The following is a 14,743-nucleotide window of genomic DNA, read 5'->3' as shown; positions in this document are numbered from 1 at the left end:
GGCCTAAAAGGGGCGTACTAAGAGTATTGGTCTTCGTCTGGATTATGATTACATACTTATCTTTGACAATATCTTCGGTCTTCTGGTTTGTATTGAGGTCTATTTTGGTGTCAGCAATCTTCTTTGTGCGTCTCGAAATAACGAGGCCATCTAAAAAACGGGGGCTACACCCTTTCCGTCTCCGAACTGCAGGAAACTCCTCTATAAGCAGTCCATCGGTCTCCTCTTCCCAGGATCGCCGGGTTAATGCTGTTTCATGTTTTGACATACCATTGTACTCCTCAATAAGAATCCTTCTTGCATGGGCAGCACCAAGAACCTTTGCCAGCGGGTTAGCAGATCTAAACTCCATTCTCTCTTGTTTGTGCCACAATGGAGGAAGATAAAAACGACGCTCTCTGGCGATTGGTATTTCGTCTACCTTTCTTTCTGAGGCTTGAGGGGCAGAGGCAGGTGAGCACTTTTAGACCGCCACTTCTGTGCATTTTTAAACCGCCATAGGCACCGCCACTGTAACCATTAACAATTCTGCGGCCCAGCTCCAAATCCATGCAGAGTGCAGAAGAAAAAACCCATAGGGGGGGTGAGCTGGTATGACGAATATGACGAGTATGAAAGATCATACGGTATTGGTTTTGATGATGAAATGTTTTGAGGGTGTACACTCTACCCATTACCTTTGAATACTTCCCTTCAATAATGGATGTGTACCATTCTCAGGAGATTATTATAAAGGCTTTGTAAGCAGTCCGTGAGTTTTTTTCCGACGGTTTACTCCATTTCTTCCAGAGTATGAAAGATCATACTCGTCATACAAATCATACTCTCGATCAGTACTAGAGCTTTTTTTCTGGAGTGAGGGGATGGAGAGAAAATGTGAGATCGATCTGGGGGTTTAAGGATTAGGCAATCGTAGTTTTCAGATGGGATTGGGGAGTTTTATCCCGACGAATGTGGGGAGTTTTATTCCGACGTTGACATACTCTATTCACCCTTCCTCTAACTCCCCCGCCTTCCCCCGAATCTTCTCCATCATCACCCTGCTCCCCACAACCGCAAGCAGCTGCCGTGCCCGGGAGAACGCCACGTACAGCATCTCGTCACTGTTGATCAGCGCATCGTCCAGCACAACGATGGCGACTGGGCTCTCCAGCCCCTTGAACCGTTTGACGGAGTCAAATATGATCGAGGCGGAGTTTTCATTCAGATACCGCTCATTACAGAACTGGTACCGCTGCCCGCCGATCTCCCTGCCGGTGCTGTACTTCTCCCTGTCATCACGGGTCGAAATGAGGACTGCAATATCAGATGACGGAATCTGTTCTTTGGTAACAAGGGTATGGATATATTCTTCGAGTTTTTTCCGTGCAAGTGCCAGGGTTCCGGCCTCGATCCACCTGACCTCAAGGCCTTCCGGCCCGATGGCCGTTGTCTCCTGCCCCTTGTAGAAGAGCCGGGCTATCTCGTGGATGCGTTGCGTGTTCCTCAGGTTCAGAGAGAGGGTGAAGGGGATCTCATACAACTCTTCGAGGTATTTCCCCTGATTGTGGTAGACGTCCTGATTGTTATCATAGAAGAGCCGGATCTTCTGTTTACCATCCGGATCCAGTGCGGACTCAAGTGACTTGAGGAGGAGGGGAGGGAAGTCCTGCCCTTCATCGATAATGATGGTATCAAAGCGTCTCTCCGGAATCTTTTCAAGTGCTTTGAGCAGGTGAGCAGGATATTTCTCCAGGAAGAGCTCGCTATCGATCTTCTCCATATCCACCTCAACAGAAGCCTCCCTGAAGATTTCATCGCAGACCTTGTGGTAGTTCCCTGTCATGAGGAGGTCCTGTGATCCCATCATCATCTTCATGTACTCGGAGAGAGGGCGGTTGTAGCAGGTGAGAAGAACCCGCTCCCCAGCCTGTATGCAGCGTTGTGCCTCCTCCATTGCAAGGATCGTCTTTCCGGTACCGGCAGAGCCGGAGATCGCCACCCGCCGGGTATTGGCAAAGCCTGCCAGGATCTGGTACTGGAGCGGAGTCAGGGTCTGGATACGCTCCTCGTCATCCTTTATGACCCGGTGAAGAGGCACATTCAACTGGAAGGGATGGGCGAGGATATCCTCAAGGATTGCCATCCCCTCCTGGCCAAGCGGATTTGCCCGGTAGTCGCTTGCCATCTCGCCCTCCAGCAGGTCAAGTATCCAGTACCTGAGATCTGATTCGAACTCTTCCATGAAGCAGAGGATATTCCGTGGAATGTCCGCCCCAAGATCACCCTCGATCGCTGGAATATCCGGAAGGATCACACCATGGCTAATACCCACACGGCGATATCCCCAAGTCGGGTGCGCCTGGCATTTCTTTAGAATCTGGTATTTTGAATCAAGCGCCTGTTTTACCGGGTTCTTGATATCCCAGGTGTTTCCGTGCCGGTCGGTGCTGGTCCAGGTATCAGAGGCAGGATCATAGGCAATGCCGCCGCCCTTCACCTCGATCGTGAGAAAACCATAGTCCGGATGGGCGACAACAAAGTCGCATTCACCGTCAATCGGCTTCCCGTTCTTCAGCGTCCCAAGCCATGGGCGTGAGTAAAAGACGGTGAAGGGGTCTTCGAGCACCTCAGCAAGCTTATTATACACTTTCTGTTCTGCTCTCCTGCCGGGATCAGCGAGGATATCCGGAGTTAGTTTGCGGGGCCACAGTATTGCCATTTGAATCAGATCCTTGTGTAAATAAGAGAATTATATGGATATCTCCATTCTGTTCCTCATCATGCATCAATTATTACCATCTGTATCTTCTGTGGAATTATCGATCACAGGGGGATTAGAGGTGGGGAATGGGGGCATCTGATTATGCCCGTTCAAAGACCCAGGTCCTCCCAGAACCAATATTACCAATCAGAAATGATTATTCACCATGCAAGCTCCCTTCACACGCCTTCTCCCCGTTCTCCTCTTCATATCCTTAACAATCGCCTTCATCGGAACAGCGGGGTGTGTTGACAGTTCAGATACCACCGTCCCCGAAGACATAACAACCCCCCTCCCCGGCAGCAATGAATCTCCCTATACGTATATCATGACAGCAGACGGCATCCCTCTCCGGTATGCTATCCATGGTCCACTCCACGCTGCCGCCCATAACGACACTCTGAATGCCACCCGGAATACCACCAGTGGGCAGGGTAATGGACAGGGGGATGGACAAAAGCAGCCTCCGATCGTCTTCGTCCCCGGATACGGTATGACCCTGGACGAGTGGCCGGGCCTGATGATCTCGCAGCTCGCAGAATCCCGCAGAGTGATCCTCTATAACCACCGTGGAGTATCGGGCATACAGAACCCGGATGTAACGTTTACCATCCGGCAGGGAGCGATCGATCTGCACGAGGTTATCCTGGAGCTGGCAGGAGGAGACGCGGGTAATGAGTGCCCTGCAGGGGATGGTGGTAGCGGGGGCTCTGACGGGGATGAAGGATATTGCACGAACCCCCGTGTCGATATCGTCGGGTACTCGATGGGTGGGATGATCGCCCTTAAATATGCGGTCATGTATCCGGACACAGTCAACCGCCTCATCCTCCTGAACACCGATTGCGGGGGTTCGGAACGGGTGCAACCCGACGAATGGGTGATGGATTGGATGAACCAGACACTGAAAACTCCGGAAGAAAACCTTGATCGTGCAGGAAAGGTCCTCCTCACCGAATCATTCCGCACCGCCCACCCTGACCCCTCCACCTGGTTTGTGGACTACGGCGAAGTTGCCGATCCGGTTGCTGTGCAGGAGCAGTTCATTGCCTTCCGGTCATGGGAAGGAGTGTATTCGGATCTCCCCACAATCCATTCCAAAACACTCGTCATAACCGGGGATCAGGATATCGTCATCCCCCCTGAAAATTCGGTGATCATCGCAGATCAAATCCCGGATGCCACGCTCATTATCCGCGAAGGGCAGGCGCACGGGATGATCTTTGTGGAGCCTGAGGAGATCGCAGGGATAATTGAGGATTTTTTAGGATGATCGCCCAGAGTTTGATGGTTGGGACAGGGAGGCACAGCAGATAGCTGGTACGACGGTCATCAACGGTAGGTAGGATTGAATGGATGTTTGCCTGCTTATTATAGTGAGCTTACAGTTTCTCCCAATAGAAGAGTACATGTAGTTGAGTTGCCTATTCTGTAGTATGAGATATACTGTCGTTCTTGAACCTCAGGAAGATGGTGGCTTCACTATCCAGTGTGTTGAGATTCCCGGAGCGATAAGCCAGGGAGAAACCAGACAGGAAGCTCTTGACAACATTAAAGAGGCAATTGAACTTGTACTGGAAGTACAAAATGAGGAGCTTCAGAAGAAGACGAAAGCCATTAAACTCGAGATCACACAAGTAGAAGTGGCTAATGTCGCCTAAACTGCCTGTTATATCTGGAGCTGAAATGATAAGGTTCCTTGTTAAACAAGGCTTTACCGTACAAAGACAAACCTCCAGCCATGTCATAGTACAAAAAGATTGGCGGGTTTTTTCGGTTCCACTTCACAAAGAACTTAAAAAAGGGACCGAGATAGCGATTCTAAAACAAGCGGGCATAGAACTCTCTCTCTTCAAAAAGCCTTATGAGAAGTAACTCCCACCACATTTATCAAAAATACCATATAAATTTATTGTATTCAATAAATATAAATAAGTTGAATAATTATCCAAAGAAATTCAAAAGGGAAGGTATTCTGTTATGGGTTTTGGAATGTTGGTAAAACGAATCTATTCGGCCAGACCCAAAAATCCCTTTATGAATTACTTCTTCATGATGTTTCTCTTCTTCATGCTCTTTGATGGAGTTATAACCTATGTCATTCCGCTTCTGGTGATCGAACAGGGGTATTCGAAGACACTGGTCGGAATAATCTTCTCCTCAGCAGCGATATCCGGCGCTTTTTACTCCTTTTTTCTGTATAAAATCTTTAAAAACGCATATTTTCGAACACTCTTTTCCTTTATGCTCCTCATAGGCCTGCTCTATTGCTTTGTGATCTGGAACGCATATGCATTCGTCCTGTTTGTTATTGGAATGATAATGTGGGGTTTTTACTACAGCCTGCTCAACTTCGGAACACTTGATTTTTTCAGCAGGTTTATTTCGCAGGATGATATGTCCGCCAAATTCGGCCTTCTCGAAGCCTTTCGGGCAATAGGGTATCTGCTTGCCCCCCTGGTGGCTGGTTACCTGGTTGTCGACAAGGCTGTTGGATGGGAGCCATTTGTAACAGCACTCGTTTTTCTCTCCATTTCGGCTTTCTTTTTCATTCTGCTTCTCCGTGAGGCAGGCGGAGTACAACAGTTTATTCCGTCCGTTGAATCCTACCCAAAGAGGAGCTTATTTGAAGAGATCAGGTCGTGGAGGCGTGTCGGAGGTTACCTTTTCCCTCTCCTATTTCTTGTGGCAATCTCAACCTTACATGACGCGTTCTTTATGACACTTGGGCCAATCGTAGCAGAAAGATTGATTTTTGAGCCTTTCGACGGACTCTTTCTGACTGCGTACTTTGCCCCGCTTCTATTCATTGGTGCGTTCATTGGCCCGATAACAAAGGTTTTTGGAGAGAAGATGACAGTTATTATCGGGCTATTCATCGGATCGGTCATCCTGGCAACAATCTCTTTTATCGAGAATCCGATAATCATCATACTTGTCGTCTTCGCATCCGCCTGCTTCACCTGCTTAGCCACACCAATTGCAAACAGCATATCTGCAAACTACATACAGGCAGCTCCTGATGCCAAAAAAGAAGTGCTTGAGCTGAAAGATTTCTTCTTTAATATCGGCTACATCATCGGCCCTGTAGCTGCCGGAATCATGGCAGATACAGTTGGAGCCATTCAGGCATTCTCAGTCCTGGGTGTAGTGGGCATCCTGTTTGCAGGTATTCTCTTCTTCATTATGCCCGATAAGTACGAATCAAGCTCCCCTCCACAGGAGACAGGGAATTAATGCCTCCTCGCTAATTCCATACCGTTAGTGTCAACTACCCCCACCTAAAGGAAGAGGATTCCTTGCCATTTTAGTTGAAAATCCGCAACAGATCAGCGAAGAGCCCAAACAGGCGCAGGCTTGTTTTCGCTCATTTAATTTTGATCCACTTGGCTCATCATAAAGCCCGCATTAAAAGCGGGCAGAGGAAGAAGACCACCAGCAGGAAGAGAATAATCGGAATAAGAAAACGGATGATACAATTTGAGGTACAGAGACACCCCATCTTCGTCGCCCTTGTAGCTTCATCCGGCATATATCATCGCCTCCGGCAGGCAGATCAATTCCCGGTACCTGCACAACCTGTTTTAGTCTGGAGGGAAGATTGGCATCACTTATAATAAAACCATCCCCCCACCCCTCCACATTATCTCCTCTCAGGAAGCATACTCCCGGTATGTCAGATGCACAACCAGCCTCAGGCGAACGGTACCGGCGGGGGCTTGCCCAGCTTGAAAAGATGGGAGGGGAATCCGTCCAGTCGATGCTCGGCAATATACAGGATCTCTCACCGGATCTCGCAAGGATAACCGTCGAATTCCCCTATGGAGATATCCTCTCCCGCCCTGGCCTCGATCTCAGATCCCGGCAGATCGCAACAGTTGCCGCCTTAACCGCACTCGGCAATGCCCCCGTCCAGCTCAGGGCACATATCGACATGGCACTGGCTGTCGGGTGTACAGAGGAGGAGATCAAAGAGGTGATCATCCAGATGGCAGTCTATGCGGGCTTCCCGGCAGCCTTAAACGGTATGGCAGCTGCCCTGGAAGTTTTTTCAGCGAGGGAGAAGAGGGGAGTCTGAAGATTTTGCGTAAGGAGGGAGAGCTTCAGGTTCAGGTACCCTCATCTCTCCAGATTCAAAACCGCTGCAACAACAACAGGTGTTGTAGCCCCGTTCTTCAACATGATTCCACCATAGATCCGTGAACGGGCGAGGAGCTCCAGGCAATCGTCGTGATCGATCTCGATCCCATCATGCCCGCTCCGGTATACAACCCGGTATCCCATTTCCTGTAAGCGGTTGAAGACCCATGTGGGCTCTTCTGAGAAATGAAACGGATGGATCTCAACGATGATCACCCGTGGACGGATGCAGAGATGCCTGAGTATCTCAATCTCAGATCCCTCACAATCAAGTTCGAGGATATCGCACTCGGGGAGATCGGCAGGGGAGAGCGAGAGAGCCTCCTGGCAATCCCCGCCATACACATCAATAAGGGGGCCAACGACCGCATGCCGGACAGAACAGGAGGATGACAGCCCCTTGGCATCCAGAAGTCGGCTGATCTGGAGACAGGATCGATCACCGCCTTCAAATATCCATACTTTACCATCAGACCCGACCAGATTCGCAGCTGCAATTGCGGTTCTGCCATCGCCACCGCCGATAATAATAACCCGATCACCCCTCTGTGTAAGCTGTTTATGTGCAGAAATAATTCCCTTCTCGAATCTGCATGAAGATGAGAGATACCGACAGGAACCACAGAGTACATCAAGGAGATAATTATGCCGGCAGATATTTCGCGTATGGTAGAAAAGCTTCATAAATAATCTCCTTTAGGAAGGGATGGCAGAGAGGATTCTCTCTAATAATGTGAGTACTATAAGAAGATATAGCTGTCCCTGACACCAAAGGAAAGGAGAGTCCGGCGGAGTTACTTATGATATCTGACCAGAAAGAAGAGGGATTGGGATTATTTCGAGCGACCGATTCTCTCCATCTCATCTTTTAAGAGATCGCGGAACGGGGTATCCCTGATCCCAGGCACAACCCGCTTTACTATCTCCTCCATACGGATACGTTCGGTCAGATCGCGGAATGTCAGAACAGCCCCCATGATTTTTTTACGATCATCCTTGATCGGGGAGGCGATGTAGCCCACATACCTCTCTGTTCCATCCTTTGCGGTCAGGACGATCCGTTCATCTTCATCTGATGTAAGAAAGCCTTCATTGGCAAGGGCTTGTGTCACTGGATCAAGTGGGGAAGTACCCTTTCCTTCCATGGTGAGGGGGAAGATCTCACTGGCGGGCTCACCAATGACGTCTTTTTCCTTATAACCAGTCAGGATCTCCGCAACAGGGTTCATGAACTTCACAAGCCCCTTTGTATCAGTGGCGATGATCCCCTCACCCGTGCTCCGGATCATTGTCCTGATCCACCGGTCACTCTCCCGCAGCTTCCTCTCCATTGACGATTTATAGAGCGCGATCTCAAGGGTACTGATCACATCCGACTCCTTGAACGGCTTGATGATGTAACCATATGGCTCAGTCTGTTTTGCCCGTTCCAGGGTCTTTGTATCCGCATACGCGGTGAGATAGACAACGGGAATCCCAAGCTCCTCCTTGATGATACCCGATGCTGCGATTCCATCCATATCCCCTTTCAATACGATATCCATCAGCACAATATCCGGCTTATGCTGGCGTATCTTCGCAACCGCATCCTCTCCGGATCCGGAGATCCCAAGCACTTCATACCCCCGTGACTGGAGGCGGCTTTTCAAATCCATTGCAACGATTGATTCATCTTCTACGATCCATACCCGATTATCGGTCATATCTGATCCCCCTTTTGATACTGTATTGGCTCAGGGTTTATAACTTTGTGGGAGAGGAACTGCACATCAGAGAGAATACCTGAAGAGGCGTTCCGGAAGACGAAGAAAGCCACGTGCAAGGGATCACAGGGGTACATCAGGAAGTTTCCATCCTGCTCAGTCGTGCAATCGCTTTTGCACGGTTTAAACCTGCCAGATCATACTCCGGATCGAGTGCAAGGGCACGATCATAGGATTCGACTGCCTCTTCATACCGACCAAGCCTGGCGAGGGCGACACCCCGGTTATTCCAGACAATCACAGATTCAAAATCAGATTCAAGGGCTCGATCATAGGAGACGATTGCCTCCTCAAAATAGCCTGATGCAGCAAGGGCGCCACCACGGGTGTTCCAGGCATCAGCATACACAGGATCGATCAGAAGTGCAGAATCGCAGGATTGCACCGCTTCATCATACCTGTTCAGCTGATAGAGTGCATAGCCACGGTTATTCCACACCACCGGATCGGCAGGATCAAGATCAAGTGCCCTGTCATATGCCAGAACTGCTTCTTCATAATGATCTGTACTGAGGAGCTGATCCCCCCGGCTCTTCCAGTCTGACGGATCCTCCACACATCCTGCAATGAGGAGAACTGCGAAGAGGAGAAAGACTGCAATCATCTTTTTCAGGGTTAAACGATCTGGCAGAGACATGGCATTCTCCTGATGATAATTAGTTATACCAATTGAGATACTCATATCCCTTTCCCTCACTCTCCAGAGGACATTTCCTTTTCCTCATCAATCCTTATTGTGGAGCTGTAATTGCAGTATTCATCCTCCCGGGAAAACTCACCTTCTTAAAAACCCTCTTCATATATAACCGATGATAGTTACGGGTAAAAGGCAGAACCACCTGATACGATCCAGATCACCAAAGGGATCTCACCTGTCCTGATACCCCGGATTCACCACTAGAAACGTATATCAGAGAGAGTGAAGCAAAGATGAGCTGCTGAGTCATAGTATGACAAACATCAACAAAAAGATCCTGGTACTGGGCTATCTGGCAAAGGTCGGGGAGAGAACCGTCTACGATATCGCAAAGAATCTCGGCCTCGACCATGCATATGTCCACCGTATTGTGAGGCAGATGGTTGATGAGGGGCATCTCGACAGGCTTGATCCAATCCTGAATGAAAAAGGCGCCCCGGCAAAGCCGATCAAAATAACATTGTCCGGACTGCGGGAGATCTTTGCCTTTATCATGATCGCAGAAGAGAGCAGAGATCGCTCATACCATGCAAAGTACACGAGTAACATGGAAAAGGGTACAGCCACACTGCGGCAGATTATTTCAAGGAATCTTGATCTGCATGCTGCTCTCCCTGCATATCTCTCTTTTTTTGATGCCTGTTCTGATGAACTCTTCAAACCCGATCCGGATGAAGAGGAGGAGTACCAAAATACCCGCTGGGCTATCTCCCTCACCATAGTCGTCAGGGCACTGATCTCTGCATTGCCGGGAGAGCGTGAGGAATCAAATAAACTTGGTGATCGAGGCATCAAACGGGAATTTAAGGGTGAAGAGAGTCTGGCTTCTCCTCTGACAGGCAGAGGGGGTGACCGGGGGAGAAAAACCTTCAGGCACCACGAATACTGGGAGCAGCTGGTCAATAAGGACAGAAAGACAGACACCTTTGGTGCGGATCTCTTCTTCGCCCTGGAAAATGTTGTTTCAGAAATCAGGGAGATATCAGGCGCATCAGGGATACGATATGGTATTATTGAGGTTTTTTCCGAGGAGATTGTGCCATTATTCAAGCCTTTTGAAGAGGAGATTGCAGCGGGAATTACCATATATGAGAAGAAGGGAGTGCATCTTTCGCAGATTGGGCACATGATGGCATGTGTTGATCCGGGTTCATTTGAATGCAATCCCAGGAAAAGGTGAGGATCATATCAGCTCTTCATCCTCATCCTGACGATACCCATAGCGATCCTTTTCATATCGTTTACGCATAAATGCCCTGATCGACTCCGACTCGAGTACCCCACGGTCAAGCTGGGTGATGATCTCATCGATCTTCTTCACCTCGCTGATGATCTTCTCCATCCTCTCCCCGCCTTCAAGATCGGCAAGCCCCATGATCACCGCCATAGGGTTCCGGATCTGGTCATTTAAGATAGAAGCCTGGTAGATATTCTCTTCAATCTGGGCAAACGCCTCCTCCCATGCCTCTTCAGCCCGCTTCTTCTCGGTAATATCACGTGAGCTGCCGAGGATGCCAACCGGGTTGCCATCCGGGTCTCTCATGAGCTTTGCAGAGTTTTCAAACCAGAGGACCTTTCCATCCTTTGTATATTCCTCAGTAACAAAGATGACAGTTCTCTCCGGATCCGCCTCGCCTGTTGCTTCATATGCCATCTCCCTCTCAAACAATTCCATCACCTGTTGCAGGGACCCCGGAGTCAGGGACTCCTCAACAGATTGGGAAAGGGCTTCTTCGACAGTCAGGCCTTTCAACTTTTGAACTGAGGGGCTCGTATACTTCAGGTTAAATTCCATATCAGCAATCCAGATATTGTCCGCAGTATTCTCTGTAATGAAACGATACCGTTCCTCGCTCTCCCTGAGTGCCGCCTCGGCCTTCTTTGCCTCGGTGATATCCCTGCCTACTGCCTGGTATTCATTAATAACTCCGTTATCATCAAAGAGCGCCCGGACACTCCAGTGTTGCCATCGTGCCGTGCCATCCGGGAGAGACTCCCGCCGATCCACTGTCATCACCGGCTCTTCTTCAGAGAGGGATACGTCGAAACCATCAAAACAACAGGCATTACCGGCTTTGAGAGTGGAAGAAAAGGGTTCGCCCCGTATCTCATCACAGTCGAGATGAAAGTAATCGCAGAATGCCATATTCGCAAATGTTATGGTTGAATCCGGTTGAAACCTGCAGATAAGCTCGGTCTGATCCTCAACAACCGTCCGGTACCGATCCTCTGACTCCTGCAGGCTGATCATCATCTTCTGGAGCCTCCCGACCATCTCCTGGAGAGAGAGGGAGAAGCTCCTGAGTTCCGGGAGTGTCGATACGCGAACGGGGTGAGACAGGTTACCATCCCTGATAGCCTCGGTATCTTCCATTAAGTCCTGGATTGGCCGGGTAAAGTACATCGTGGTTGAGAAGGCAAGAGTTCCTCCGAGGATCAGTGCGAGTAGACCGATGAAGAGATGGGAATGGAGGATCGTCTGAAGCCTGCTCTCTATAGGGGCGGTGGTATAGACCAGTTCCGCGACAAGATTCATCTCCTCCGGATTCGTCTCATGGGTGAGATCTACAAGCACAAACCGGGTTATGGTTCCACTTGATGGATCGAAGTGCTCATATGTATCACCAAAACGGTGTACATCAGATATAATACGCCGTTCCTCTTCACCCGGGGTATATTCAGAATTCCCAATCTCCTGCCCAAGGACATTAAAGAGCCTGACCAAGGTGAGGAACGGGTTCATCTCCTTGATCTTCGCGGCAGCTTCTGTGTATTTGAGATCCCCACGCATTGACCGGATCTCATCATCATAGTAGCTGATCTCAAGGATATACCTATGATCCAATGTCGGATGGTATACGAACTTCCGTGTGTCAGTGCCACCATAACCAGCAGTAATCCGCTCAGAAGCAAATTCATCTCCTTCCCGGATGCCGGTGAGTTTCTTAAAGAATGCCGGATACACTGAGAAATCCATCCCATAATCAGGAGAAAAGGTGGTATACTCGATCACCCCCGCTTCATTAATGATATACAGCTCATACCCCGGACCAAGCAGAGCCTTCAAAGCATCCAGATCGATCGCCGAGGGATCGCCTCCACTCTCCTCATATGCAGTCAGAAAGGTATTCATCGGTTCACGAAGTCGGTAATCAAGTGATTGATCGAAGAGGATCAGGCCCTTGTCTACAAGAGAGAGAGACTGGATAAGAGCGTATTCGGTATTCTCCTGAAGGGTATCTGTATGCTCTTCATGCATACTGCGTGAACCGGAGTAGTTCACATAGAGGATCACACCCGTCACAATAATGATGATCAGGAAGATCACCCCAATCTGCAGCCATCGGTATGAAATACCTGATAACTCTGGTTTCTCCGACAGGATGATCCAAAACCTCCTTATTTACATGTAAAGACTGAAGTAATAGATAATATATGTTGCCCTATTTTAAATAACAGAATTTTCCCATCCTTCTATTGAAGATACAGGGGGAAAAGACGGGAAGCAGGCAGAATACCTGCCGGGCACCAGTCACCTGTCAGGCAGGGAAGAGAACAGTGTCATCCGAAGCCTCTCAGGCGTATCCCGGCTGCATATCCGCTCATACCGGTACCCTTCCAAATTAACAAAGATCTTTTCAGATGGATCGTACCGGATCTCATTGATCATGAGATTGCTGACAAAGAGCCCGATGGATGAATCATCTCCACGCCGCCAGAATCCCCTGATGATGATCAGATCCTCTGCAAACGCAGGGGCAAGAATCTCGCTCCTGAAGGTGCCGATACTCATCAGCTCAAGTCTCTCCTCAAACGGCCCGAGCAGCGGATCGGATCCACTATGGAACCAGCAGCCTATCGGTTGATGGCCTGCACCGGTTGTGGGCAGAGGGGATGGAACAACCAGATTGCCGGATCGCCCCTCATGATCGGCCTGTGCAAGGTACCCGGCAGAGAGGAAGATGACAAAGATTATGATGAAAACAACGATATAGAGAACAATTCTCTCAAAAAAGACATATTCTGTCATGGGAACCACCCGATCGGCACGCAGATGGTTTGCAGACAGAAATACGTGAGATCATTGCCGATTCCATCCCGGGAAGACATATGCTTTTCTCCTGTGATGCAGAATCCTATAAAACATTGCCATTACCAGAACACTCCTTCCGGTACCGGAGATCGTTCGTCGGGAGGCCTGTTCGATGCCGGAGGTCTGCATGATCCTCGAATCACTGTTGATATTTACCTGCCTTCTATCCGCCTTCATTACCTTCGGTCTTGGGATCTTTGTCTATGCAAAAAACCCGGATACAAAGACCGCCATCATCTTCCTGGCTGCAATGGCGACGGCAACATACTGGGCGCTTGGTGAGTTCTTCATATGGCAGTCAACAAGTTATGAAGGAGTGCAGTTCTGGCTGAAGTTCAGTTCTTTATGGCCGGTATTAGCTGCCTTTACCGCACACTTCATCCTGGCATTCACCAACAATCCGTTATCTGAGAGGAGATACCTACCACACCTCCTTGCAATCCTCTATCTTCCTGCCGTTATCTTCTCAACACTGGGTAGCTTCACCGAAACAATGTATACCGTTGTCTTTGATGGAGCACGATGGGTATATGAGCCGATAGTATTTGGGCCATTTTACATCGCCTCAGCACTCTTTGTTGTGATCGTGGTGATCTGGGCGATATACCTGATCGCCTCTGCATGGTTCAGATCGCCAAAAGGGAGGATCAGGCGGCAGAACCGCCTCGTCTGTTTGGGATTGCTCGCTGCCATTGGTTTTGGTACAATCTCCGGAATATTCCTTCCTTTGCTTGGTATTGCAGCACCAAACTTCATCTTCATCGGAATCTCCATCTTCTCACTCTGTATTACCATCGCAATCATTCGATACGGCCTCTTCATACTGAAACCGGAGACCGCAGGACCGGATATCATCGCAACGATGCCGGACGGGCTGCTGCTGGTTGAGCCCGAAGGCCGGATCATCTCGGCAAATACAGCATCATATGAGATCTTCGGACTGCAGGCGGGCAGTCTCCAGGGAACCGCAATACAGCAGATCCTTCCGGAAGAGATCTGTGAAACGATCCGAATGCACGAGGAGCAGGGTGGAAGGATCAGGGACCTTGAGGCAAATCCTGAAAATATCAGGGGAAAAGCAATCAGCATCGCAGCATCCCGCGTGCATTCTCCGGATGGCGAGCCAGCCGGCTGCATTCTTATTATACGGGATATTACCGAAAGGAAGGCGGCAGAAACAGCCCTCAGGGTTGCGAACGAGAAGGTGAACTGGCTGACACGGCTCACGCGCCACGATATTGCCAACCAGGTAACTGCCCTTGGCGGCTATCTTGAACTTCTCAAAGAAGAAGATAATCCTGAGAAGA

General features: G+C 49.4%; 15 protein-coding genes. 7 read left to right on the top strand and 8 right to left on the bottom strand.

All coding sequences use genetic code 11. From position 1 onward, the window contains the following. Together QCH34_RS00590 and QCH34_RS00585 are read right to left on the bottom strand one after the other, a co-directional pair. Window positions 1-352, bottom strand: a 352-nt coding sequence (locus QCH34_RS00590) for a hypothetical protein (protein ID WP_300328340.1), incomplete at its 3' end; no start/stop codon positions are given. Between the two features lie 636 nt (window positions 353-988). Then, the gene (locus QCH34_RS00585) at window positions 989-2,701 is read right to left on the bottom strand and encodes an NERD domain-containing protein (protein ID WP_300328337.1); all 1,713 of its coding nucleotides are present in this window, start codon (window positions 2,699-2,701) and stop codon (window positions 989-991) included. A 208-nt stretch (window positions 2,702-2,909) separates the two neighbouring features. Between QCH34_RS00585 and QCH34_RS00580 the strand changes: the two genes are divergently transcribed. The 4 genes from QCH34_RS00580 to QCH34_RS00570 all read left to right on the top strand — a co-directional run bounded on the left by QCH34_RS00580 (window position 2,910) and on the right by QCH34_RS00570 (window position 5,980). Continuing rightward, entirely contained in the window at window positions 2,910-4,016 is a 1,107-nt protein-coding gene (locus QCH34_RS00580; protein WP_300328334.1) for an alpha/beta hydrolase, read from the top strand. Window positions 4,017-4,179: 163 nt separating this feature from the next. Beyond that, window positions 4,180-4,404: a type II toxin-antitoxin system HicB family antitoxin gene (locus QCH34_RS00575; RefSeq protein ID WP_255333490.1), complete on the top strand. Its 225-nt coding sequence runs from the start codon at window positions 4,180-4,182 to the stop codon at window positions 4,402-4,404. Further along, on the top strand, window positions 4,394-4,618 hold the full coding sequence (locus QCH34_RS13280) for a type II toxin-antitoxin system HicA family toxin (RefSeq protein ID WP_366898144.1): 225 nt from the start codon (window positions 4,394-4,396) through the stop codon (window positions 4,616-4,618). The genes QCH34_RS00575 and QCH34_RS13280 overlap by 11 nt, the downstream gene beginning before the upstream one ends. 162 nt (window positions 4,619-4,780) lie before the next feature. After that, the gene (locus tag QCH34_RS00570) at window positions 4,781-5,980 is read left to right on the top strand and encodes an MFS transporter (RefSeq protein WP_300328327.1); all 1,200 of its coding nucleotides are present in this window, start codon (window positions 4,781-4,783) and stop codon (window positions 5,978-5,980) included. 157 nt (window positions 5,981-6,137) lie between these two features. On the opposite strand, the gene QCH34_RS00565 is transcribed toward QCH34_RS00570, so the two are convergent. Beyond that, window positions 6,138-6,275: a hypothetical protein gene (locus QCH34_RS00565; RefSeq protein WP_300328324.1), complete on the bottom strand. Its 138-nt coding sequence runs from the start codon at window positions 6,273-6,275 to the stop codon at window positions 6,138-6,140. A 69-nt stretch (window positions 6,276-6,344) separates the two neighbouring features. On the opposite strand from QCH34_RS00565, the gene QCH34_RS00560 reads away from it, so the two are divergent. After that, complete coding sequence (locus QCH34_RS00560) at window positions 6,345-6,821, top strand: carboxymuconolactone decarboxylase family protein (RefSeq protein WP_300328321.1); 477 nt, start codon at window positions 6,345-6,347, stop codon at window positions 6,819-6,821. Between the two features lie 41 nt (window positions 6,822-6,862). Here the strand turns inward: QCH34_RS00560 and QCH34_RS00555 are convergent, their stop codons facing one another. From QCH34_RS00555 to QCH34_RS00545, 3 genes are all read right to left on the bottom strand, one after another. After that, the gene (locus tag QCH34_RS00555; RefSeq protein WP_300328318.1) at window positions 6,863-7,567 is read right to left on the bottom strand and encodes an FkbM family methyltransferase; all 705 of its coding nucleotides are present in this window, start codon (window positions 7,565-7,567) and stop codon (window positions 6,863-6,865) included. Window positions 7,568-7,716: 149 nt separating this feature from the next. Beyond that, window positions 7,717-8,586 carry a response regulator gene (locus tag QCH34_RS00550; protein WP_300328314.1) on the bottom strand — a complete coding sequence of 290 codons (870 nt, stop codon included), beginning with the start codon at window positions 8,584-8,586 and terminating at the stop codon, window positions 7,717-7,719. A gap of 136 nt (window positions 8,587-8,722) precedes the next feature. Then, window positions 8,723-9,283, bottom strand: a complete 561-nt coding sequence (locus tag QCH34_RS00545) for a tetratricopeptide repeat protein (RefSeq protein WP_300328309.1) — start codon at window positions 9,281-9,283, stop codon at window positions 8,723-8,725. Between the two features lie 313 nt (window positions 9,284-9,596). Here QCH34_RS00545 and QCH34_RS00540 point away from each other — a divergent pair, with 313 nt between their 5' ends. Continuing rightward, on the top strand, window positions 9,597-10,523 hold the full coding sequence (locus QCH34_RS00540) for a helix-turn-helix domain-containing protein (RefSeq protein WP_300328304.1): 927 nt from the start codon (window positions 9,597-9,599) through the stop codon (window positions 10,521-10,523). Between the two features lie 3 nt (window positions 10,524-10,526). On the opposite strand, the gene QCH34_RS00535 is transcribed toward QCH34_RS00540, so the two are convergent. Continuing rightward, window positions 10,527-12,671, bottom strand: coding sequence for a PAS domain S-box protein (locus QCH34_RS00535; RefSeq protein WP_300328298.1), 2,145 nt, complete (start codon window positions 12,669-12,671; stop codon window positions 10,527-10,529). A gap of 204 nt (window positions 12,672-12,875) precedes the next feature. Continuing rightward, window positions 12,876-13,373 carry a hypothetical protein gene (locus tag QCH34_RS00530; protein ID WP_300328294.1) on the bottom strand — a complete coding sequence of 166 codons (498 nt, stop codon included), beginning with the start codon at window positions 13,371-13,373 and terminating at the stop codon, window positions 12,876-12,878. Window positions 13,374-13,548: 175 nt separating this feature from the next. On the opposite strand from QCH34_RS00530, the gene QCH34_RS00525 reads away from it, so the two are divergent. Further along, the coding region (locus QCH34_RS00525) for a histidine kinase N-terminal 7TM domain-containing protein (protein WP_300328291.1) at window positions 13,549-14,743 on the top strand (1,195 nt) is incomplete at its 3' end.

The organism is Methanocalculus sp., from assembly GCF_029762515.1.
Lineage (GTDB): Archaea > Halobacteriota > Methanomicrobia > Methanomicrobiales > Methanocorpusculaceae > Methanocalculus.
The sequence above is the reverse complement of the archived record's forward strand: the minus strand, read 5'-3'. Positions and strand labels throughout refer to the sequence as shown.